The sequence below is a fragment of the Pseudomonas sp. GW821-FHT01D09 genome (genome assembly GCF_059422465.1).
Map to the genome: position 1 here is coordinate 121,760 of NZ_JBWKWY010000004.1, position 21,196 is coordinate 142,955.

Annotated in this window: 18 protein-coding genes; 12 read left to right on the forward strand and 6 right to left on the reverse strand. The window is 61.1% G+C overall.

Annotated elements, in window-relative coordinates; genetic code table 11:
- The first annotated feature begins 8 nt into the window (after nucleotides 1-8).
- From AC07W7_RS06380 to AC07W7_RS06415, 8 genes are all read left to right on the forward strand, one after another.
- Nucleotides 9-521: an opioid growth factor receptor-related protein gene (locus AC07W7_RS06380; protein WP_495038945.1), complete on the forward strand. Its 513-nt coding sequence runs from the start codon at nucleotides 9-11 to the stop codon at nucleotides 519-521.
- Nucleotides 522-913: 392 nt separating this feature from the next.
- The gene (locus tag AC07W7_RS06385; RefSeq protein ID WP_076962498.1) at nucleotides 914-2,179 is read left to right on the forward strand and encodes an OprD family porin; all 1,266 of its coding nucleotides are present in this window, start codon (nucleotides 914-916) and stop codon (nucleotides 2,177-2,179) included.
- 57 nt (nucleotides 2,180-2,236) lie between these two features.
- On the forward strand, nucleotides 2,237-3,601 hold the full coding sequence (locus AC07W7_RS06390) for a spinster family MFS transporter (protein ID WP_495038946.1): 1,365 nt from the start codon (nucleotides 2,237-2,239) through the stop codon (nucleotides 3,599-3,601).
- A gap of 171 nt (nucleotides 3,602-3,772) precedes the next feature.
- On the forward strand, nucleotides 3,773-5,878 hold the full coding sequence (locus AC07W7_RS06395; RefSeq protein WP_495038947.1) for a 3-hydroxyacyl-CoA dehydrogenase NAD-binding domain-containing protein: 2,106 nt from the start codon (nucleotides 3,773-3,775) through the stop codon (nucleotides 5,876-5,878).
- Between the two features lie 40 nt (nucleotides 5,879-5,918).
- Nucleotides 5,919-7,115, forward strand: a complete 1,197-nt coding sequence (locus AC07W7_RS06400) for an acyl-CoA dehydrogenase family protein (RefSeq protein WP_076962495.1) — start codon at nucleotides 5,919-5,921, stop codon at nucleotides 7,113-7,115.
- A gap of 12 nt (nucleotides 7,116-7,127) precedes the next feature.
- Entirely contained in the window at nucleotides 7,128-8,267 is a 1,140-nt protein-coding gene (locus AC07W7_RS06405) for an acyl-CoA dehydrogenase family protein (protein ID WP_495038948.1), read from the forward strand.
- Between the two features lie 31 nt (nucleotides 8,268-8,298).
- Nucleotides 8,299-9,048, forward strand: a complete 750-nt coding sequence (locus AC07W7_RS06410; protein ID WP_495038949.1) for an electron transfer flavoprotein subunit beta/FixA family protein — start codon at nucleotides 8,299-8,301, stop codon at nucleotides 9,046-9,048.
- 2 nt (nucleotides 9,049-9,050) lie between these two features.
- Nucleotides 9,051-9,980 carry an electron transfer flavoprotein subunit alpha/FixB family protein gene (locus AC07W7_RS06415; RefSeq protein WP_495038950.1) on the forward strand — a complete coding sequence of 310 codons (930 nt, stop codon included), beginning with the start codon at nucleotides 9,051-9,053 and terminating at the stop codon, nucleotides 9,978-9,980.
- A gap of 49 nt (nucleotides 9,981-10,029) precedes the next feature.
- Here AC07W7_RS06415 and AC07W7_RS06420 read toward each other — a convergent pair whose 3' ends face one another.
- The 3 genes from AC07W7_RS06420 to AC07W7_RS06430 form a co-directional block, all read right to left on the reverse strand.
- Nucleotides 10,030-10,818 carry an IclR family transcriptional regulator gene (locus AC07W7_RS06420; protein ID WP_076962491.1) on the reverse strand — a complete coding sequence of 263 codons (789 nt, stop codon included), beginning with the start codon at nucleotides 10,816-10,818 and terminating at the stop codon, nucleotides 10,030-10,032.
- 138 nt (nucleotides 10,819-10,956) lie between these two features.
- Nucleotides 10,957-12,288: a hypothetical protein gene (locus AC07W7_RS06425; RefSeq protein ID WP_338124481.1), complete on the reverse strand. Its 1,332-nt coding sequence runs from the start codon at nucleotides 12,286-12,288 to the stop codon at nucleotides 10,957-10,959.
- A complete protein-coding gene (locus AC07W7_RS06430; RefSeq protein WP_099168013.1) occupies nucleotides 12,285-12,716 on the reverse strand; it encodes a PaaI family thioesterase in 432 nt (143 codons plus the stop codon). The genes AC07W7_RS06425 and AC07W7_RS06430 overlap by 4 nt, the downstream gene beginning before the upstream one ends.
- 173 nt (nucleotides 12,717-12,889) lie before the next feature.
- Between AC07W7_RS06430 and AC07W7_RS06435 the strand changes: the two genes are divergently transcribed.
- On the forward strand, nucleotides 12,890-14,422 hold the full coding sequence (locus AC07W7_RS06435) for a 3-hydroxyacyl-CoA dehydrogenase (protein ID WP_495038951.1): 1,533 nt from the start codon (nucleotides 12,890-12,892) through the stop codon (nucleotides 14,420-14,422).
- A gap of 2 nt (nucleotides 14,423-14,424) precedes the next feature.
- A complete protein-coding gene (locus tag AC07W7_RS06440) occupies nucleotides 14,425-15,627 on the forward strand; it encodes a 3-oxoadipyl-CoA thiolase (protein ID WP_169898349.1) in 1,203 nt (400 codons plus the stop codon).
- 182 nt (nucleotides 15,628-15,809) lie between these two features.
- Here AC07W7_RS06440 and AC07W7_RS06445 read toward each other — a convergent pair whose 3' ends face one another.
- The 3 genes from AC07W7_RS06445 to AC07W7_RS06455 form a co-directional block, all read right to left on the reverse strand.
- Nucleotides 15,810-16,994 (reverse strand): acetyl-CoA C-acyltransferase, encoded by a 1,185-nt coding sequence (locus AC07W7_RS06445; RefSeq protein ID WP_076962487.1) that lies wholly within the window; start codon nucleotides 16,992-16,994, stop codon nucleotides 15,810-15,812.
- A 3-nt stretch (nucleotides 16,995-16,997) separates the two neighbouring features.
- Nucleotides 16,998-18,683 (reverse strand): long-chain-fatty-acid--CoA ligase, encoded by a 1,686-nt coding sequence (locus AC07W7_RS06450; protein WP_197882408.1) that lies wholly within the window; start codon nucleotides 18,681-18,683, stop codon nucleotides 16,998-17,000.
- Between the two features lie 130 nt (nucleotides 18,684-18,813).
- Complete coding sequence (locus AC07W7_RS06455; RefSeq protein ID WP_169867054.1) at nucleotides 18,814-19,614, reverse strand: oxepin-CoA hydrolase, alternative type; 801 nt, start codon at nucleotides 19,612-19,614, stop codon at nucleotides 18,814-18,816.
- A 118-nt stretch (nucleotides 19,615-19,732) separates the two neighbouring features.
- Between AC07W7_RS06455 and AC07W7_RS06460 the strand changes: the two genes are divergently transcribed.
- Together AC07W7_RS06460 and AC07W7_RS06465 are read left to right on the forward strand one after the other, a co-directional pair.
- Nucleotides 19,733-20,662: a LysR family transcriptional regulator gene (locus tag AC07W7_RS06460; protein ID WP_495038952.1), complete on the forward strand. Its 930-nt coding sequence runs from the start codon at nucleotides 19,733-19,735 to the stop codon at nucleotides 20,660-20,662.
- Nucleotides 20,638-21,168 carry a PadR family transcriptional regulator gene (locus AC07W7_RS06465; RefSeq protein ID WP_495038953.1) on the forward strand — a complete coding sequence of 177 codons (531 nt, stop codon included), beginning with the start codon at nucleotides 20,638-20,640 and terminating at the stop codon, nucleotides 21,166-21,168. The genes AC07W7_RS06460 and AC07W7_RS06465 overlap by 25 nt, the downstream gene beginning before the upstream one ends.
- Nucleotides 21,169-21,196: the final 28 nt, after the last annotated feature.

Sequence of the window (21,196 nt, forward strand, 5' to 3'; positions counted from 1 at the left end):
GACAGGCTATGAATGCAAAGGACTCCATTTGTCGTTATCTGGGCTACGGAGGCCCGGATCACTTGCATCGCACATTGGACGAGTCTCTGGCTTGGGACGATGAGAGGCTTGAAAGCACCCATGATTTTGTCCAGTGGTGGTTTCCGCTGGCCGAACCCAGTGCTTTCAACCCCCATGCGCCGGTGGCGAGTCATGCGGAGTTTGAAGCGCTTGGCGTCGACAAGCGCGTCAGGGCCGGGGTGGCGCGTGCTATGCACCGTATGCTGCGTTTCTACGGCCTGCGTCAGGAGGCGTCGGGAGTCATCAACAAGGCGCGCGAGTGGGATAGGCGTAGCCCGAACTGGGCATTCAAGAAGAGCCACAACGACCTACGGATTACTCGCATCCTCAAATCCTTGTGTTTATTGGGGCATCGCCAGCAGGCAGAGGCATTGCTCAGTGCCCTGGAGGACATTATTAAGTGCGAGCGTGACCCGAGCGATCAAGGGGCGCTGATTTTTTGGCGCGAAGCCCTGTTGTGACGATTTAAATCGCCACTGCGCCTGGCGGGTTCTGGCTTGAATCAATAGCCCCTGAAATGGTTGAGCCTTTCAGGGGTTTTTTGTTTGTGCGCTGTGGCTTCCAGGTTTTCGTCTAAAAACGTTGAGTGTTTTGCCTGGCGAAATGCTCGGTCAAATGATGTCCAGGCTTTTATTAAAAATAATAAATATAAAACAATGAGTTACCTATTAATCGATTCTTTTTTCCTGCGAGCGCTTTACTTAAATTTTTTGAAGTGCTTATATTTTGTTGTTAATTCAAAACATGATTTCGCATAGCGAAACTGATTGAGTTGTAAAAGCTGTAGCGTGCCTTTGCCCCTGGCAAGGAGCCGCAGGAGCTTCATACATAACAACAAAAATAGGGCTGCATCATGGAACGCCATTCCCGCGTTATTGCCACGTGCCTGCTGTTTTCCATTGGGCAGATCGGCCTGCCAGCATCGGCGCAGGCCGGTTTTTTCGAGGACAGCAAGGCCAGCATTGAGCTGCGCAATTTTTACATCAACCGCGACTTCAGCCAGACCAGTACCACTCAGTCCAAGCAAGAAGAGTGGGCCCAGGGCTTTTTGCTGCGTTACGCATCAGGATTCACGGCAGGCTCTGTCGGCTTTGGGCTGGATGCAATCGGCTTGGCCGGTTTGAAGCTTGACTCCAGCCTGGACCGTGCAGGTTCTGGTTTGTTGCCTCGTCAACGAGATGGCCGTTCAGTCGATGAAAGTGGCGCCCTTGGCCTGACGGCCAAGGTGCGGGCGTCCAGGAGCCTGCTCAGGATCGGTACGCTGCATCCGCGTTTGCCGGTGGTGCAATTCAATGACACTCGCTTGTTGCCGCAAACGTTCGAGGGCGTGCATTTGAACTCCCAGGAGTTTGCCAATGTGACCGTCGATGCGGGCCAGATCCGCCAGGTGACCCAGCGCGATTCGACCAACCGTGAAGACCTGGCGCCGTCGGTGGCCAACGCCAAGGGCATCCGTGTGACCAAGGGCGCGACCACCGATGAGTTCAATTTCGCCGGTGTCGGCTACAAGTGGAGCAACCAGTTAAGTGGCAATTACTTCTACGGTGAGCTCGACAGTTTCTACCGCCAGCACAATTTCAGCCTGTTGCATCTATTGCCGCTGGGCGAAGGCCAGTCGCTCAAGAGTGACGTGCGCTACGCAAGGTCGACCAACCAGGGCAACAGCAATATCGACAACACGGCCCTGGCGGCGATGTTCACCTACACCCTGGGCGGCCATGCCTTTGGCCTGGCCTATCAGAAAATGAGTGGCGACACCGGCTATGCCTATATCCATGGCGCCGATGCCTTCCTGCCCAACTTTGTTTCCAATAACGACTTTGCCAATCGGGACGAGCAGTCCTGGCAGGCGCGCTACGACTTCAACTTCACCGCTGTCGGTATCCCGGGCCTGACCTTCATGACCCGCTACATCTATGGCAGCGGGATTGAGCTGGGTGCTGGCAAACCGAGCGGTTCGGAATGGGAGCGCGATACCGATATCGCCTACGTATTCCAGAGCGGCACCTTGAAAAACCTGGGGGTGAAGTGGCGTAACTCGTCCCTGCGCATGAATCACTTTGGCAGTGATCTGGACGATAACCGCCTGATCATCAGTTACACCTTGCCACTCCTGTAGTCGAGTCGATGACAGCCTTCCGGGCGGGTCCATAACAACAATGAGGTCGTAGCGGCTATGAAGAACACACTTTATCCATCACGGGTACGCGCCTGGTTCACTGTCAGCGTGCTGATGCTGGCCTACGTTTTATCGTTCGTGGACCGGCAGATTCTCAACCTGCTGGTGGGGCCCATTCGTCAAGACATGGACATCAGCGACACCCAGATGAGCCTGCTGATGGGCCTGTCGTTTGCGATCTTCTATACCTTTTGCGGGATTCCCCTGGGGCGGATTGCCGACAGCAAGAGCCGGCGCAATCTGCTGATGTGCGGGATTCTGGTGTGGAGTGGCATGACCGCCGCGTGCGGGATGGCCAAGGGGTACTGGCAGTTTCTGTTTTGCCGCATCGGGGTGGCGGCGGGCGAGGCATCGTTGGCGCCTTGTGCCTACTCGATGATTTCCGACAGCTTTACGCCTGAGCGTCGCGGCACTGCCTTTAGCGTGTACTCCACAGCGATCTACCTGGGGTCGGGCGTAGCGCTGTTGCTCGGCGGCGTCGCGGTGCATTTCGCAACCAGCCAGGGCGATATGACATTGCCGCTGATTGGCATCGTACGCCCATGGCAGATGGTGTTTTTGATTCTTGGCGCCATTGGCGTGGTCTTCTCATTGTGCCTGCTGTTGCTGCGCGAGCCGGTGCGCCAGGGGGTTGGCGCGGGGCTGCAATTGCCGTTCTCGGAGTTTGTCGACTACCTGCGTAAAAACCGTCGGACCATGCTCTGCCACAACCTCGGGTTTGCCTGCCTGACCTTCACGGCCTACGGCAGCAGTGCCTGGATCCCGACGTTCTTTGTGCGTTCGTTCGATATGAGCGTGCCGCAAGTTGGGGTGATCTACGGCAGCATGCTGGCGATCTGCGGCTCCCTCGGCCTGCTGGTGGGTGGGCGCCTGTGTGACTGGCTGGTCAAGCGCGGTCATCGGGATGCACCGCTGCGCATCGCGATCCTCGCCGCAGTGCTGACATTGCCATCAAACCTGGGCTACCTGGTTGATGACAAGAACCTAGCTTTGGTGCTGATGGCGTTTCACGTGTTTACCGTGAGCATGCCGTTCGGTGTCGGCCCCCTGGCGGTCCAGGAAGTCGTGCCCAGCCCGATGCGCGGGCAGGCATCGGCACTCTATCAGTTTGCCGTGACCCTGATCGGCCTGGGCATCGGCCCGACCGCCGTAGCCTTGGGGACGGATTACGTGTTTGGCAGTGATTCGGCACTGGGTTATTCGTTGGCCGTGGTGACCGGCATCTCCCTGGTGCTGGCGGTGGTGATTTTGACGGTTGGCCTGCGCTCATACCGCGAGAGCCTGGAGCGCCTGAAAAGCTGGGCACCCAAGGATCCCTCCGTGGTGGTGCCTGGCCGGCAGGTGCCGGCGGCTGACGCCTGAGCCTTCAATTTCTCCCGCTGGCCAAGCTGACACCTTCCGAGGTGTCAGCTTTTTTTTAAGCGGAGATCTTTCCATAAACCGTTTGCCAAAACATGTCTCTTTGATAATATTGACTCATATGTTCCGCAGCGCGGAATATGGTTCCAATAAAAACAATGTGTCGAGGCTCAGATGAATTCCAGCGTCAACTACGAGCGTCAAGGCGAGGTTGCACTGATCACCCTCAACAACCCGCCGGTCAACGCCCTTGGCCAGGCCCAGCGCGAAGGTTTGCTGCGGGCCTTGCACCAGGCTCAGATCGACACGCAGGCCAAGGTGCTGGTGTTGCTGTGCAGTGGCCGCACGTTCATTGCCGGGGCGGATATCAAGGAGTTCGGCAAACCCCCTCAGGCGCCGAGCCTGCCGGAAGTGGTCAATGCCTACGAACACAGCGACAAGCCCTGCGTAGCGGTGATCCATGGCACGGCCCTGGGCGGCGGTCTGGAAATGGCTCTGGGTTGTCACTATCGAATCGCGCGCCGCGATGCCAAGGTCGGCCTGCCGGAGGTCAAGCTCGGGTTGCTGCCGGGGGCGGGTGGCACGCAGCGCTTGCCCCGTTTGGCGGGGGTGGCCAAGGCGCTGGAGATGATTGTCTCAGGCCAGCCCATCAATGCCCTTCAAGCCTACGAACATCACATTGTCGATGAGCTGTTTGACGGCGATCCCCGCGCCGCCGCAATCGCTTTTGCTCAACGGATCCTGGACAGCGGCCTAGGCGTGCGGCGTACCGGCGAGCAGGCTGCGGCACTCGAGGGCGTCGACAACGCCGCATTGATCGCCGCCAAGCGCGCCGACGTCGCCAAGCGTTTACCGGGGTTCTTTTCTCCGCCCCGTTGTGTCGCCGCCGTAGAAGCGGCGACTTTGTTGCCGCTGACCGAAGGTTTGCAGCGCGAGCGCGCACTGTTCCAGGAATGCCTGGCCTCCGAGCAACGTGCGGCCCTGGTACACGGTTTTTTTGCCGAGCGCCAATGCGCTCATATCGACGGCTTGCCCAAGGACACACCCGTGCGTGCCATTGAGCGTGTCGGAGTCATCGGTGGCGGCACCATGGGCGTGGGCATCGCCTTGAGTTTTGTCAGCGCGGGTATTGCCGTGATCTTGATGGAAGTCGACGAGCCCGCCCTGCAGCGCGCATTGCAGCGTGCCCGAGAAACCTGTGAAGCCAGCGTCGCCCGTGGCAGCTTGAGCCCTGCCGTGATGGAGCAGCGCCTGGCACTGCTGCATGGCGGGGTGGACTACCGCGAACTGGCCACTGCTGACCTTGTGATCGAAGCGGTGTTTGAAAGCCTGGAGGTCAAGCGCCAGGTGTTTGAACGCCTGGATCAGGTGTGCAAGCCCGGTGCGATCCTCGCCAGCAACACTTCGTCGCTGGATCTGGACGTTATCGCCAGTTTCACTTCACGGGCTGAAGACGTGGTGGGCCTGCACTTTTTCAGCCCGGCCAACGTCATGCGGCTGCTTGAAGTCGTGCGCGGTCGGCACACCGGTCTTGAGGTGTTGGCCACGGTGATGCAACTGAGCAAGAGGTTGAACAAGATTGCCGTGGTGGTGGGCGTCTGTGATGGTTTTGTCGGCAACCGGATGATCTTCCAGTATGGCCGTGAGGCCGAGTTCTTGTTGGAGGAGGGCGCCACCCCGGAGCAGGTCGATACAGCCTTGCGCAACTTCGGCCTGGCCATGGGCCCGCATGCCATGCGCGACCTGTCCGGGCTGGATATCGGCTGGAGCATTCGCCAACGCCAGCGCGCCACGCTGCCATCGAACTACCCGCTGCCCGGGGTCCTCGACACGTTGTACGCGGCCGGGATGCTCGGCCAGAAGACCGGTCAGGGCTTCTACTGCTACGCCCCCGGCTCCCGCCATCCCGAGCCGAACCCTGAACTATTGCCGTTGCTGGAAGCCGTCTCCCGCGAGAAAGGCATCGAGCGCCGCGCCTTGAGTGATGACTACATCGTCGAGCGCTGCGTGTTCGCCTTGATCAATGAGGGCGCAAAAATTCTTCAGGAAGGCATCGCCCGGCGCAGCAGCGACATCGATGTGATCTACCTCAACGGCTACGGTTTTGCCGCCTGGCGGGGAGGCCCGATGTTTTATGCCGACAGCCTTGGCCTGGACAAGGTATTGGCCCGCATTCGCGAGTTCCACCAACGTTTTGGCGCCTGGTGGGAGCCGGCGCCGCTGCTGGAAGAACTGGCGGCGCAAGGGCGGCGCTTCGCCGACTGGAAACTGGATTCATAACGGCCTGCTTCACGGTCTATCAACGGCTTGGAGAAACAACATGGATATTCATTTTACCGCTGAAGAACTGGCGTTTCGCGATCAAGTCAGGTCCTTCCTCAAGGACAAACTGCCCCGGGATCTGGCCGACAAGGTGCGCCTGGGCAAGCCCTTGTCCAAGGATGACCACTTGCGCTGGCAGGCGGTGCAGAACGCTCAGGGATGGTATGCCACCCATTGGCCAGTGGCCTTTGGTGGGACTGGGTGGGGGGCAGTTGAGAAACACATTTACGAAGAGGAATGCGCGCTGGTGGGGGCGCCGCGCAGCATTCCGTTTGGGGTCAACATGGTGGCCCCGGTGCTGATCAAGTTCGGCACGCCACAGCAACAAGACCACTATCTGCCGCGCATTCTCAGCGGCGAGGACTGGTGGTGCCAGGGTTACTCGGAGCCAGGCGCCGGTTCTGACCTGGCTTCGTTGAAAACCCGTGCGGTGCGCGAGGGTGACGTTTACATCGTCAATGGCCAGAAAACCTGGACCACCCTGGGCCAGCACGCCAACATGATTTTTTGCCTGGTGCGTACCGACCCGCAGGCGCAGAAACAGCGGGGTATTTCCTTCCTGTTGATCGATATGAGCAGCCCAGGCATCAGCGTGCGGCCGATCATCACCCTGGATGGCGAGCACGAAGTCAACGAGGTGTTTTTCGACAACGTCAAAGTGCCGGTGCAGAACCTGGTTGGCGAAGAAAACCACGGCTGGACGTGCGCCAAATACCTGCTCACCTATGAGCGCACGGGCCTGGCGGGGATTGGCGCGTCCAAGGCCGCGCTGGCCCACCTCAAGCGCATTGCCCGCAAGCAGATGAGCGAAGGCCGGCCGATATTCGACGATCCGCTGTTTCGCGCCCAGGTCGCGGAAGTGGAGATGCAACTCATGGCCACCGAAATGAGCACGCTGCGCACCCTGGCTGCGGCCAAGGACGGTGGGGTGCCGGGGGCGGAAAGTTCGATCCTCAAGGTCAAGGGCACTGAAGTCCGCCAGGCGATCAGCCACTTGCTGCGCAAGGTGATCGGGCCGTACGCGTTGCCGTTTCTGGAAGAAGAGTTGGACCTGGATTACCCGGGCGAACCCCTGCACGCCGACTACAGCGTGGCGTTGGCCAGCCAGTATTTCAACCTGCGCAAGCTGTCGATCTTCGGCGGCTCCAACGAAATTCAGAAAAATATCGTCTCCAAGATGATTCTCGAACTGTAAGGGGCTCTGACCATGGACTTCAAACTGACCGAAGAGCAGCAAATGCTGCAAGACACGGCGGCACGCCTGGTACGCGATGCCTACAGCTTCGAGGCGCGAGAGCGCTATGCCCAGAGCGATGCGGGTTTGAGCCTTGCCTTCTGGCAGCAACTGGGTGAGCTGGGGCTGACGGCAGTGCCGTTTCCCGAGGCCCTGGGTGGTTTTGGCGGGGGCGGCGTCGACACGATGCTGTTGATGACTGAATTCGGCCGAGGCTTGTGCCTGGAACCTTATGTGGAGTCGGTGATTTATGCGGGAGGGTTGCTGATGCAGCTCGGCAGCCCGGCCCAGCAACACCTGTTGCAACAAGTGGCCAGCGGCCATTTGCTGTTGGCCACGGCCTTTGCAGAACCACAGAGCCACTACCACCTGAACGATGTGCAGACCCGCGCCCAACAGACGGCCGAGGGCTGGACGCTGACCGGTAGGAAAGCTGTGGTGATAGGCGGGCATCAGGCCGGCTTGATGCTGGTCAGCGCGCGGATCAGCGGTGAAAGTCGTGATGAGCAGGGCATTGGCCTGTTCTTGATTGATCCGCAGGCCGCCGGTGTCGAGCGCCGCATTTATCCTACGGTCGATGGTCGCAAAGCCTGCGACCTGTACCTGGACAAGGTGCAGGTCTCTGCCGCCCAGGTACTGGGTGAACCAGGCCAGGCCCTGGCAGCGTTGCGTTATCAACAAGGACGGGCCATTGCCGCACAGTGCGCGGATGCCCTGGGCAGCATGCAGGAAGCCTGTCGCCTGACCCTGGACTACCTCAAGACCCGTCAGCAATTCGGTGTGGCCATTGGTCAGTTCCAGGTGCTGCAGCACCGTATGGTCGACATGCGCACCGAACTGGAACAGGCCACCAGCATGGCCATCCTGGCCGCATGCTGCTGCGACGAAGCGCACAGCCTTGAACGCACCCGGACCCTGGCCGCCGCCAAGTTCATCGTCACCCGGGCCGCGCGCAGCATTGCCGAGCAGGCGATCCAGCTGCACGGCGGGATCGGCATGACTTGGGAATACGCCCTGGCGCACCACGCCAAGCGTCTGGTGATGCTCAGCCATCAGTTCGGTGACGACGACTATCACCTCAAGGCCTATGCCGCCTTGCTGGACGCCGCTTGAATGCCGTTTTTTTCACTCTGAGAGAGCCATTATGAAAGTCCTCGTCGCAGTCAAACGAGTGGGCGATTACAACGTGAAAGTTCGCGTCAAGGCGGACAATTGCGGCGTCGATCTGGCTAACGTCAAAATGTCGATGAACCCCTTCTGCGAAATCGCCGTGGAAGAAGCCGTACGCCTGAAAGAAAAGGGCATCGTGACTGAAATCGTCGTCGTTTCCGTAGGGCCATCCACTGCTCAAGAGCAGCTGCGTACCGCCCTGGCGCTGGGTGCCGACCGCGCCGTGCTCGTCGAATCCGCTGAAGAACTGACCTCGCTGGCCGTGGCCAAGCTGCTCAAGGCCGTTGTCGACAAGGAGCAGCCACAACTGGTGATCCTCGGTAAACAGGCGATCGACAGCGACAACAACCAGACTGGTCAGATGCTGGCTGCACTGACCGGTTACGGCCAGGGCACCTTTGCCTCGAAAGTCGAAGTGTCTGGCGACAGCGTTGCCGTGACCCGCGAAATCGACGGCGGCGCGCAGACCGTTTCCCTGAAACTGCCGGCCATTGTCACCACCGACCTGCGTTTGAACGAGCCGCGTTATGCGTCCCTGCCAAACATCATGAAAGCCAAGAAGAAGCCGCTTGAAGTGCTGACTCCAGAAGCTTTGGGCGTTTCCACCGCCTCCACCAACAAGACCGTCAAAGTCGAAGCGCCAGCTGCACGCAGCGCGGGGATCAAGGTCAAGTCGGTGGCTGAACTGGTCGAGAAACTGAAAAACGAAGCGAAGGTGATCTGATCATGACTATCCTCGTAATCGCCGAACACGATAACAAGGTGCTGGCCCCGGCCACACTGAACACCGTTGCTGCTGCTGCGAAAATCGGTGGTGATATCCACGTCCTGGTCGCCGGCCAGAACGTGGGTGCCGTGGCTGAAGCCGCCGCGAAAATCGCTGGCGTGAGCAAAGTACTGGCCGCCGACAACGCTGCCTACGCGCACCAGTTGCCGGAAAACGTAGCGCCGCTGGTTGCAGAGCTTGGCGCTGGCTACAGCCATATCCTGGCTGCCTCCACCTCCAACGGCAAAAACATCCTGCCACGGGTTGCTGCGCAGCTGGACGTTGACCAGATCTCCGAGATCGTTTCGGTGGAAAGCGCCGACACCTTCAAGCGCCCGATCTACGCCGGTAACGCCATTGCTACCGTGCAATCCACTGCCGCGGTCAAAGTGATCACCGTGCGTGCCACCGGTTTCGATCCGGTTGCCGCCGAGGGTGGTTCGGCTGCGGTTGAAGCCGTTGCAGCTGTGCACAATCCTGGCATTTCCAGCTTTGTTGGCGAAGAGCTGGCCAAGTCGGACCGTCCAGAGCTGACCGCGGCCAAGATCGTCGTTTCCGGCGGGCGTGGCATGCAGAACGGTGACAACTTCAAGCACCTGTACGCCCTGGCCGACAAGCTGGGCGCGGCGGTCGGCGCTTCGCGCGCGGCGGTTGACGCAGGTTTTGTACCCAACGATATGCAGGTCGGCCAGACCGGCAAGATCGTTGCGCCACAGCTGTACATCGCCGTCGGTATCTCCGGCGCGATCCAGCACTTGGCCGGTATGAAAGACTCCAAGGTGATCGTTGCGATCAACAAGGACGAAGAAGCGCCGATCTTCCAGGTGGCTGATTACGGCCTGGTGGCGGACTTGTTTGAAGCGGTTCCCGAGCTGAGCGGTAGCCTGTAAATGGGGCATGCAGGCGCGAACAGTTTCGCGCCTGCATGCCCCATGGCGATCAGGCGCCCAGGCTTTCGATGTCCCTGGCCAACATCACCAGTTGATGGGCCAGGGAGCTTTGCAGGGTGTCGGTCGGCAGTTGGAATTTCGGCGCGCCGCAGGTCAGGGCCATGATGCTGCCGTCGGCCAGGCGCAGCGGAACGCCTGCGGCGTTGACGTTGCGGTCCCACTCGCCGAGGGACAGGCAAAAACCGAACTCTTCATACTCGCGGAACGATTCGTTCAACGAGACCTCCAGGGCCGGCCATTCGTCACCGGCCTTCTTGGCAATTTCGCCGATCAGGTGGGCCCGCTCGTTTTCCGGGGTGGCGGCCAGGTAGGCGCGGCCTGCCGCAGTGGTGCTCAAGGGCAGGCGCACGCCGGCTTCCATGCGCAGGCTGGCCACGTCGGGTGGGCGGCAGCTTTCCACATAAATCATCGAGAGCCGGTCGCGGCAGGTGAGGCCAACGGTGGTGTTGGTGCGCCGGGCGAACTCGTCCATCAGCGGTTTGCCCAACTGGCGAACCCGCAGGTTGTTGACATAGGCATACCCTAGGGCCAGCACCCCGGAGTCGAGTTGGTATTTTTCCACGTCCTGGTTGTAGCTCAGGTAGCCAAGCTGCGTCAGGGTGTAGGTCAGGCGCGAAACTGTGGGCTTGGGCAGCCCGGTAATCCGCGCAATGTCCTGGTTGCCCCGGGTGACGTTGCCGTGGGTGAACGCGCGCAACACTTCGAGACCCCGACTCAGGGCTTCGACGAATTTCCGGTCCTTGGGTTCGTTCTCGGGCGTTTCGATTTCTTCAGTCATGGAGGCTCATGTGGGCAGCGGGCAGGCAGTGGAAGAGGTTAGCCGATAATACCGGGCAGTGTGGGCAGTAATCGGCGTGATTTCAATGCAATGACTTAATAGTTGCGCAAAAAGGCAGCCTAGCGGAATCCTGTTCCGCTAGTGATTCCATTGCACGACCCAGGACAGGGCCAGTAATACCGGGATGGCGATCAGCGCAAAGCGGCCATTCCAGGTGAGGACAATCGTCCACGGCAAGGTGCCTGCGGTACGCGCGAGGATCAGCACGGCGGGCCCAAAGGGCGAGAGCAGCATCGCCAGGGAGAAGGCACAGACCAGGCTGACGGCGGGCCCCAGGGGGTTGACACCAGCCGCCTGCAATTGGGCCAGCAAGCCGGCACAAATGCTCAGGGTAATAATCGGCGCAATGCCAACCAGCGCGAGCCCGACGATACCCAGCAGGGCAATGCATTGCAGCACAAATACCTGGGAGGCGCCGCCCAGCAGCGGCACCAGTTGATCCAGGGAAACCAGCTGATTGAACAGCGCGCCGAACAGCGCGGAACAACCAAAGATAAAGACCTCATTGCGCATGCCCGCCAGATGCTCGGCCAATTCGTCGTAGGCTTTGCCAGGGCTCTCAAGGAACAGCCAGCCACTGACCAGCAGCGGCACCACCACCAACGACGCTTGGGTGATGTTCAGCCAACTGAAGCTGGCCAGCGCGACAATCGCGCCGATGCCCAGGGCCGTGCCCAGGGCGAGCGGTGTGAGCGAGGCGGCGGGAATTTCTGGCGACTCATCCACCAGCGTCTGCAAATGGCGGTTTTCCGTGCGTGCGCCAATAAGCATCAGCAGCGCCGTGGCGATCACGCCGTAGGGCAGCAGGTCGGTCCAGGTCAGGCTGGGGACTTCACGGGTAATGATCGCCACGACAATGCTGGTTGGCGCGATTAACGGCACCAGGGCAAAGCCGCGAATGGCGGCGGTCAGCACGCCTCTCTGGCCATCGCGATGGGCCGGGTGATCGGGGGCAAAGTGTTGCAGGTAACTGTGCAGGGTTGAACACATCAGGTTGAGCATGCCGAAACTGAGGATTGAGCCCAACCCGAGCGCCGCCAACAAGTAGCGCGGATAGAGCAGGGCCCGTGGTCCACGCAACAACACACGATGCACCTCACGCAGTGCCGGCAGGCGCTTGACCAGGCAACCCATCAGCCCCAGGCCGCCAATGAACGCCGCGTAATAGGCGGCCGCGCTGCTGATGCGCTGGACGGTGGGCAGGTCCAGTGGGGCCTTGACCAGCCATAGCGCGAGCAGCGCCAGCGTCGCCAGGCCCAGGCGCCGAGGGTAGGGCATGAGCGACTGCCAGTGCCGGATAAAAAACAAACCGAACAGCAGCGCTGCGATCAGGCTGAACGCAGTGGTACGTGTGCCCAGGGCAATCAGTTCGCAGAGCAGGGCCAGTGGCAGCAGGCGTGTCAGCTTCACGCGGGCAGACGCCGCAGGCGGCTACGTTTGAACACCCCTTCGGCGCTGGCCAGCAGGTTGTCCTCGGCATCGAGTACATCACAAGCGGCCATGTAGATTTTCGGCCCGCCGCCCCGTACCCGGGCGATGACCCGTACCCGACTGCCCGCCGGGGCGGGGGCCATGTAGTTGATGTTCAGCGACAAGGTCAGGGACAAGCGCCATTGGGCCGGATCGACGTGCCAGGTGCCGCACATGCCCAGGGCCGAGTCGGCCATGGCCGCGATCACGCCGCCGTGCAGGTTGCCGGCCTGGTTGAGATGGTCGGGGCGAATCTGCAGGGCGATGACCGTACGAGCCTGGCCATATTCAAGCAGATCAAGGCCCAGGTAAGCGGCAAAACCACTGAACAGCCCGATCAGGTCGGTTGCAGGCGATGTGGGGGTCATGGGGTGTTCTCTTCTTGTTATGGAGTGGCGCGTTTGCGGGCAGTGACCTTTTGGCCTGTACTTCCAAGTTCCGCAAAGTCGGTTTATTGATTGAAGTTGAGCCTGACAATATTTAATATCATAGTCAATATGGAATCTGGTTCTGCACAGCGAAACATTAATTCGGAGAAGACATGTTTTCACGTATCGGTGTGATAGGCAGTGGCGCCATGGGGCGTGGCATTGTTCAGGTGTTTGCGACGTCAGGCTGCGAGGTGCTGTTGTATGACGTGCGTCCCGAGGCAGTCGAGCAGGCGCTGAGCTTTAACAAGGACCTGTTGGCGCGCCAGGTGGCCAAGGGCAAGCTCAGCCCCGAGCAGTTGGAGCAGACCCTGGCGCGTATGCAGCCTGCCGCCAGCCTGGAAGCCTTGGCCGGTTGCGATCTGTTGATCGAAGCCATCGTCGAGAACCTGGAAGCCAAGCAAGGGCTGTTTCGCCAGTTGGAGGTCATCGTTGCGCCGAGCGCCGTGCTGGCGACTAACACGTCTTCGTTATCCGTTACGCAGATCGCCAGCGGTTGCCAGCACCCCGAACGGGTTGCCGGGTTTCACTTCTTCAACCCGGTGCCGCTGATGAAGATCGTCGAGGTGGTGCGCGGTGAGCGTACCCAGGCGCAGGTGGTGGAGCGCTTGTGCGCGTTGGCCGAGGCCGCGGGCCACTTTGCGGCGCAAACCCCGGACACGCCGGGTTTTCTGGTCAACCATGCCGGTCGCGCCTATGGCACTGAAGCCTTGCGCATCCTTGGCGAGAACATCGCCGATGTCGAGCAGATCGACCGCATCCTGCGCGATGGCCCGGGGTTTCGCATGGGGCCGTTCGAGTTGTTTGACCTCACCGGGCTGGATATTTCCCACGGGGTGATGGAGTCGATCTACGCGCAGTTTTATGGTGACCCCCGCTATACGCCTTCCTACCTGGCAGCCCAGCGCGTGGCCGCCGGTTTGCTGGGGCGCAAGAGTGACGGGCAGGGTTTCTACCGGTATGTCGACGGCCAACAGCTGCGTTCGCCCCCGCTCAAGCGCGCGGTGGTAGCGGTCGAGCGGGCCTTCTGGCTCGACAGCCAGGAGCTGCACGTGCGCGATGCAGTGGCAACCTTGCTCGCCGCTGGCGGGGCGAGGCTTGAAGAGGCCGCTCAACCACCGGCCAACGCGATCTGCCTGATTACCCCGTTGGGGGAAGATGCCAGCAGCATGATTGCGCGCCTGGGTTTACCGGCTGAGCGCACCCTGGCCCTGGACACCTTCTGCGATTTTTCCAAGCGCCTGGTGTTGATGCGCCAACCGGCGCTTGAGCCTGCGTTGGAAGCCCAGGCGGTACAGGCCCTCGGCAGCAGTGGCGTGCCGGTGGAAGTGATCAATGACTCGCCCGGTTTCATCATCCAGCGCGTGGTGGCCTGCGTGGCCAACCTGGGGGCGGAAATCGTCCAGCGGGGCATCGCCACCCCGGCCACCCTCGACCGTGCGGTGATGCTGGCGCTGGGTTATCCGCGCGGCCCACTGGCCTTCGCCCAATTCTATGGCGCCGACAAGATCCTTGCGGTATTGCGCGGTATTCAAGGTTGTTATGAAGAGCCGCGCTACCGCCCCAGCCCTTGGCTGCGTCGCCGGGTCCAACTGGGTCTGGGCCTGCAATCCCCTGATCATCCCTCTGCCGTGCAGGAGCAATAACCATGTCCGCTTATATCTATGATGGCCTGCGTACACCTTTTGGCCGCAGCGCCGGCGCCTTGGCCAGCGTGCGCCCCGATGACTTGCTGGGCGAGGTCATTCGTGCCCTGGTGGCGCGCAGCCCGTTTGCAGGCGCCGACTATGAAGACGTCGTGGCGGGGTGTGCCTGCCAGGCCGGTGAAGATGCGCGCAACGTTGCCCGCAATGCGGCATTGCTCGCGGGCTTGCCATTGACCACGGGGGGCTTGACTGTCAACCGCTTGTGCGGCTCGGGGCTGGCGGCGTTGCTGGATGTGAACCGGATGATCCGTTGCGATGAGGGCCAGTTGTTTATCGCTGGCGGCACCGAGAGCATGAGCCGTGCGCCGTTTGTCGTCGGCAAGAGCGAGGCGGCATTCTCCCGGGCCTTCCAGGTCTTCGACAGCAGCATCGGTGCGCGTTTTCCCAACCCGCTGATCGAGGCCGAATTCGGCGCCGACAGCATGCCGCAAACCGCCGATAACATTGCGCGCGACCTGGGCATCAGCCGGGCCGACAGTGATGCGTTCGCCGCGCGTAGCCAGGCGCTGTATGCCAAGGCGCTGGCCGAGGGTTTTTATGACGGGGAACTGATGTCGGTGTTGGTGCCACAAGGACGCAAGTTGCCGCCCAAGGAGGTACTGGCTGATGAGCACCCACGGCCGTCCACCGATGAGCCGGCGCTTGCCCGGCTGGGGGCGCTGTTCGACGACGGAGTGGTCACGGCGGGGAATGCCTCGGGGATCAACGATGGGGCGGCGGCGCTGATCGTGGGCAACCGTGCGATCGGTGAGCGGTACGGGGTCAGGCCTCGGGCGCGGATCGTGGCCGGTGCGGTCGCGGGGGTTGCGCCCAGGGTGATGGGCCTGGGGCCGGTTCCGGCCATTGGCAAGGCCTTGGCGCGTGCCGGACTCAGCCTGGCGGATATGGATGTGATTGAAATCAATGAAGCCTTCGCCACCCAGGTGCTGGGGTGCGCTAAAGAGTTGGGCCTGGCCTTTGACGATCCGCGTTTGAATGCCCAGGGCGGTGCGATTGCCATTGGCCATCCGTTGGGCGCCTCGGGTGCCCGCTTGGCCCTGACGGCCTTGCGTAGCCTGGAGCGCCAGCAAGGGCGCTACGCGCTGGTGAGCCTGTGCATTGGGATTGGCCAGGGCATTGCCTGTGTGATCGAACGGCTTGACTGAAGCCACCCCATACAAGTGTGGGAGCGGGCTCGCGATAGCGGTGGTTCAGCCGACATATTCAGTGACTGATCCACCGCCATCGCAGGCAAGCCAGCTCCCACATTTGATGGGCGGTGTGGCCAAAATTCTGTGCCCAGCCAAGATCCCCTGTGGGAGCGAAGCTTCGCGCTCTGGTTCTGCTTTTAAACGACCTCGAACAACCCCGCAGCCCCTTGCCCGCCGCCGATGCACATGGTCACCACCACATATCTGGCGCCGCGCCGTTTGCCTTCGATCAGGGCATGGCCAGTCAGGCGTGAGCCGGTGACGCCATAAGGATGGCCGATGGAGATGGAGCCGCCGTTGACGTTCATCTTGTCTAGAGGGATGCCCAGCTTCTCGCGGCAGTAGATCACCTGCGAGGCGAAGGCTTCATTGAGTTCCCACAAGTCGATATCGTCGACGTTCAGGCCGTTGCGCTTGAGCAGGCGGGGGATGGCGTAGACCGGGCCGATGCCCATCTCGTCCGGCTCGCAACCGGCCACGGCAAAACCGCGAAAAATGCCCAGTGGCTCGAGGTTGTTGCGTTCGGCATACAGACTGTCCATGACCAGGCACACCGACGCCCCGTCAGACAGCTGGCTGGCATTGCCCGCCGTAATGAATTGCCCGGCACCGCGCACCGGCTCCAGCAAGGCCAGGTTGGCCAGGGTGGTGGAGGGGCGGTTGCACTCGTCCTGCGTCAGGGTTACCGCCTGTTCACTGACCTCGCCGCTGTGTTTGTCCTTGACCAGCATGTGGGTGCTGAAGGGCACAATCTCCTCATCAAACAAACCTGCGGCCTGGGCGGCGGCGGTGCGCTGTTGGCTGAGCAGGGCGTATTCGTCCTGGGCCTCGCGGCTGATGTGGTAGCGCCGGGCAACGATGTCGGCGGTTTCAATCATCGACAGGTAAAGCTCGGGTTTGTGTTCCCGCAGCCACGGGTTCTGCCCGCGATCGGTATTGAGCTTGTCGTTTTGCAGCAGGCTGATGGATTCCACGCCGCCGGCAATCATCGCCGGGACTTTCTCCGACACGATACGTTGGGCCGCGAGGGCAATGGCTTGCAGGCCCGAGCTGCAAAAACGGTTGATCGACAACCCCGCCGTGGCGCTGGACAGCCCGCCACGAATGGCGGCCAGGCGCGCCATGTTCTTGCCCTGGGCGCCTTCATGAAACGTCGCACCGAGGATCACATCTTCAATCAACCCCGGATCAATCCCGGCCCGGGCCACGGCGTGCTGGATCACATGCCCGGCCAGGTCGATGCTGTGGGTGTTGTTCAGGGCGCCCCGGTAGGATTTGCCGAGGGCGGTACGCGCGGTGGAGACAATAACGGCGTCAGACATCAATCAGTTTCCTGTGCCAGTACTGGTGGGGGCGTGGGCGGCCCATTCTTCATCCTGCAACTGGCGCCATAGCAGTTTGCCTGCGCCTGATTGCGGCAGATGCTCGCGAAACTCAATAGTGGCGGGGACTTTATAGGCCGACATATTGGCCTTGCACCACTCGATGATGTCGTCGGCCGTGGTGCCCTGTCGCTCGGGGTGCAGGGTCACCAGGGCTTTGACGGCCTCCCCGCGGCGTGCGTCGGGGGAGGAAATGACGCAGCACTGCTTGATCGCCGGATGGCGGTACATCAGGCTTTCGACTTCCGAAGGCCAGACCTTGTAGCCGGAGGCGTTAATCATTCGCTTGATCCGGTCGACCATGAAGAAGTAGCCGTCTTCGTCGTAGTAACCGAGGTCGCCGGTGCGCAGGAAACGTTTACCTTGCAGTTCGATAAAGGCTTTTTCGGTGTCGTGCGGGAGCCGCCAGTAGCCTTTGAAAATTTGCGGGCCGTGGCAGACAATTTCCCCCACCTCATGGGGCGCCAGTTCCAGGCCAGTCGTACTGTCGATAACGCGCGAGTCCACGTCGAACGCCGGAATACCCAGGCATTGGGATTTGCTGCGCGCCTTGGGGTTCATATGGGTCGCTGCCATGGTTTCGGTCATGCCGTAACCTTCGATGTAGTCCAGGCCCAATAGCTGTTTGAGCTTGTTCTTGACCGGCCCGGGCATCGCCGCACCGCCACCGCCAATGTAATCGAGGCTGGACAAGTCATAGCGATCGAGCCCTTCCTGGGTCAGGAAGTCCACGGCCATGGTGACGATATTGGACCAGTTGCTGACGCGATAACGCTGCATCAACTGCGCGGCAACTTCGCGGTTCCAACGGGTCATGACCACCACACAGGCACCACTGAAAATCGGCCCGTTCATCGACGACTGCATGCCGGCGACATGGAACAGCGGCAGGGTGGTCAGGACCACATCTTCACAAGTGCGGTTAGTCCAGGCCTGGCGATGCACGGCCGTCGCCATCACTGAGGCATGGGTGTGCAGGCAGCCCTTGGGTACGCCGGTGGTGCCGGAGCTGTAAGGCATCACGCAGTGATCGTCAGCGCCACTGAGGTGCGGGCCAGGCTGTTGGCCACAATCGAGTGCGGCCTGCCAGCGCACCACGCCAGGCAACGTCGCGGTTTCCACCGCAACGAGCAACTCGGGTGGCAGGGGCAGGTCGGTGGGCTGGCGCAGGTATTGGCAATAAGCGGTGGTCAGCACTTGGCGCAGCTTGAAGCGACCGAGCAGCGGCGTGACAAAAGGCGCCAGATCCTGAGCGCAGACAACGATCTCGCCGTCAGTATCTTGCAGGTAGTGTTCCAGTTCGCTGGCGCGGCTCATGGGGTTGAGCGGTACCACCATGGCGTCGGCGCGCAAGGCGGCGTAGTAAGTGATGATGAATTGAGGCGAGTTCTGCATGAACAGCAGCACCCGGTCGCCACGCTTGATCCCTTGGGACTGGAAATACCCGGCCAGTCGCTCGACCTCATCGAGCAACTGGGCGTAGGTGATGAGGGTGTCGTAGTAAATGATCGCGGTCTTTTGCGGATAACGCCGGGCAGCGATCTCCAGGTTACAGAAAAGACTGGTGTCCGGCAGTGTCAGGTGGTGGGGCGCACCCTCCGGCCAATGGGGCAGGTGACGATTGAACATTCTAAAACCCTGTTGTTATGAGTCTGGGTTAATCGATATGCGGACGGTATGGCGGGTGCCATCTCGCTGGAGATTTGCATGCAATGCTGCGAAATGTCAAATATATGGAATCATATTTCGCTGTGCGGAATTATTGATTGGCTTTTCGTAAGGCCAGGAAGTCTGCGGGTCGCTTGTCGAAGAATGCCGCAATTCCCTCGCCAGCCTCATCGTCCCCCATGGACTCCACCATATGGGTGGCCTCCAGTTCCAACTGCTGCTCCAGGGTTGCGCTGCTGGCCTGACGGCACAGGGCCTTGATCCGCGCCATTGCCCGCTGTGGGCCTGCGCCAATCCGGGTTGCCAGCGTGATGGCCGCCGCGAGCGCCTCACCGGGCTCGACCAGGGTATTCACCGCACCCATGGCATGCAGGCGTTCACCGCTGATCCGCTCACCTGTCAGGCACAGTTGCGTCAGTACCTGGCGCGAGACAAATTCGGCGAGAAACGCCGTGGCGCCGCCATCCGGGGTGAGGCCAACCTTGACGTAGGCCACCGAAAACGAAGCATTGCGGGCCACTACCAGCAGGTCGCACGCCAGTGCAATCGACAGGCCGGCCCCGGCTGCTGCACCTTCGACGGCGGCGATCACCGGTTTGCTGCAGGTGTGGATCGAGCGGATCAGGTCATGCAGGCCTTCAAGGTTGACCCGTCGCGCCGCCGGCGTCATGGCCCGGCGTAATGCCAGCCGATGCAGATCGCCGCCGGCGCAGAAATGGCCGTCAACACCGGTCAACACCACGGCGCCAATCGCCGGATCTGCCTCGGCCCGGGCCAGGGCCTGGGGTAATGCGCCATAGAACTCGGGCGTGAGGGCGTTACGTGCGCCGGGGTTGTTATTGGACAGCACTAGAACGGCACCTTCGCGGTGCACAAGAATCGGTTCACGCATGGTTTCACCTGTTGTGCTCGGCGGCTGATTATCCGAAGGATTATCGGAAGGCAAAGCTTCATTGACAATCACAGCCCTGATTGACAGGCTGTTCAAAATCCTTTGACAGTGGCCGCCCATGGACCTCAAGTCGCTTACCTTGCTGGTCGAAATCATCGATGCAGGCAACCTCAGTGAGGCCGCACGGCGCCTCAAGGTCAGCCGGGCCAACATCAGCTACCACCTCAGCCGCCTGGAACAGTCAATCGGTTTGCAACTGGTACGGCGTACTACGCGCCGCATCGAGCCGACCGAGATCGGTCTGCGCCTGTATGAGCATGGGCGAGCCATCCGCAATGAGCTGCTGGCGGCGCAAGAGTCGGTCTCTTCACTGGGGCAGAGCCTGCAGGGCCGGGTGCGTGTGAGCGTCCCGAGCGGGTACGGGCAATGGGTCATGGCCGACTGGCTACTCGATTTCAAGCGGCTTTACCCCGGGATCGTGCTGGACGTGATGTTTGAAAACCGTGTCGAAGACCTGATGCGCGATGAAGTGGATATTGCGGTACGGGTCATGTCCGAGCCGCCGCAAAACCTGGTGGCGCGGGACATGGGCGTGTTGCGCTACGTGGCCTGCGCTTCTGCGGCCTACGCCCAGGAGCATGGTGTGCCCGAGCAACTCAGCGACTTGCGCACCGCGCCGCTGATTACGGCGGCGGTGGTCGGCCGGCAATTGCGGGTCGCCGCTTACCTGGACGAGGAACGTCATGAGGTCCTGCTGGAGCCCACCCTGATTTCGGAGAACTTTCTGTTCTTGCGCCAAGCCGTCTTGGCCGGGTTGGGCGTCGGGCTGGTGCCGGACTACCTGGTGCAGGATGACGTGTGCCAGGGCACGCTGGTGACCGCCCTGGATGCCTGGCGGCTGAGCATCTTCGGCACCAACATGTATATGCTCTATATGCCTGATCACCATCACACCCGCGCGACCTCGACCTTCATCGACTTCATGCTCGCCCGGGCCAGAACCACGGAGGTAGACTGCGCCCCATGTCCATCCAGCACGCACTCCTGACCTCACTCCTGGAAAAGCCCTCCACGGGGTATGAGTTGGCCAATCGGTTCGACCGCTCCATCGGCTATTTCTGGCAAGCCACCCATCAGCAAATCTATCGTGAGCTGGGCCGTATGGTCAGCGCCGGCTGGCTCGTGGCGCAAGATGGCCCTGAGGATGACAAGCGGCGCAAAAAAGTCTACCAGGTGCTGCCTGCGGGGCGCGCCGAGTTGATGCGCTGGGCGGGCGAGCCGCAAGAAGCGGGGGACCAGAGCCAGGCATTGCTGATCAAGCTGCGTGCCGAGGCGGTGATTGGCCCGCTGGGCCTGGGGGCTGAGGTCCAGCGCCTGATCAAGCAGCATCAGGCCCTGCTTGAGACGTATCGGCAGATTGAACAGCGCGACTTTTCATCTGCCTCGTTGAGCACCACACAGCGCCTGCAATACATAGTGCTGCGACGTGGAATCATGCTCGAAGAAAGCTGGCTGGCCTGGGCGGATGAGGTATTGCCGTTGATTGAGGTGTGAGGCCAGGCAGGGTTCGACTTCATCTACC

Bases quoted from the DNA above. Each gene is read 5' to 3' on its own strand.
- AC07W7_RS06380 (WP_495038945.1), top strand. From the start codon at position 9: ATGAATGCAAAGGACTCCATTTGTCGTTATCTGGGCTACGGAGGCCCG.
- AC07W7_RS06385 (WP_076962498.1), top strand. From the start codon at position 914: ATGGAACGCCATTCCCGCGTTATTGCCACGTGCCTGCTGTTTTCCATT.
- AC07W7_RS06390 (WP_495038946.1), top strand. From the start codon at position 2,237: ATGAAGAACACACTTTATCCATCACGGGTACGCGCCTGGTTCACTGTC.
- AC07W7_RS06395 (WP_495038947.1), top strand. From the start codon at position 3,773: ATGAATTCCAGCGTCAACTACGAGCGTCAAGGCGAGGTTGCACTGATC.
- AC07W7_RS06400 (WP_076962495.1), top strand. From the start codon at position 5,919: ATGGATATTCATTTTACCGCTGAAGAACTGGCGTTTCGCGATCAAGTC.
- AC07W7_RS06405 (WP_495038948.1), top strand. From the start codon at position 7,128: ATGGACTTCAAACTGACCGAAGAGCAGCAAATGCTGCAAGACACGGCG.
- AC07W7_RS06410 (WP_495038949.1), top strand. From the start codon at position 8,299: ATGAAAGTCCTCGTCGCAGTCAAACGAGTGGGCGATTACAACGTGAAA.
- AC07W7_RS06415 (WP_495038950.1), top strand. From the start codon at position 9,051: ATGACTATCCTCGTAATCGCCGAACACGATAACAAGGTGCTGGCCCCG.
- AC07W7_RS06420 (WP_076962491.1), bottom strand. From the start codon at position 10,818: ATGACTGAAGAAATCGAAACGCCCGAGAACGAACCCAAGGACCGGAAA.
- AC07W7_RS06430 (WP_099168013.1), bottom strand. From the start codon at position 12,716: ATGACCCCCACATCGCCTGCAACCGACCTGATCGGGCTGTTCAGTGGT.
- AC07W7_RS06435 (WP_495038951.1), top strand. From the start codon at position 12,890: ATGTTTTCACGTATCGGTGTGATAGGCAGTGGCGCCATGGGGCGTGGC.
- AC07W7_RS06440 (WP_169898349.1), top strand. From the start codon at position 14,425: ATGTCCGCTTATATCTATGATGGCCTGCGTACACCTTTTGGCCGCAGC.
- AC07W7_RS06445 (WP_076962487.1), bottom strand. From the start codon at position 16,994: ATGTCTGACGCCGTTATTGTCTCCACCGCGCGTACCGCCCTCGGCAAA.
- AC07W7_RS06450 (WP_197882408.1), bottom strand. From the start codon at position 18,683: ATGTTCAATCGTCACCTGCCCCATTGGCCGGAGGGTGCGCCCCACCAC.
- AC07W7_RS06455 (WP_169867054.1), bottom strand. From the start codon at position 19,614: ATGCGTGAACCGATTCTTGTGCACCGCGAAGGTGCCGTTCTAGTGCTG.
- AC07W7_RS06460 (WP_495038952.1), top strand. From the start codon at position 19,733: ATGGACCTCAAGTCGCTTACCTTGCTGGTCGAAATCATCGATGCAGGC.
- AC07W7_RS06465 (WP_495038953.1), top strand. From the start codon at position 20,638: ATGTCCATCCAGCACGCACTCCTGACCTCACTCCTGGAAAAGCCCTCC.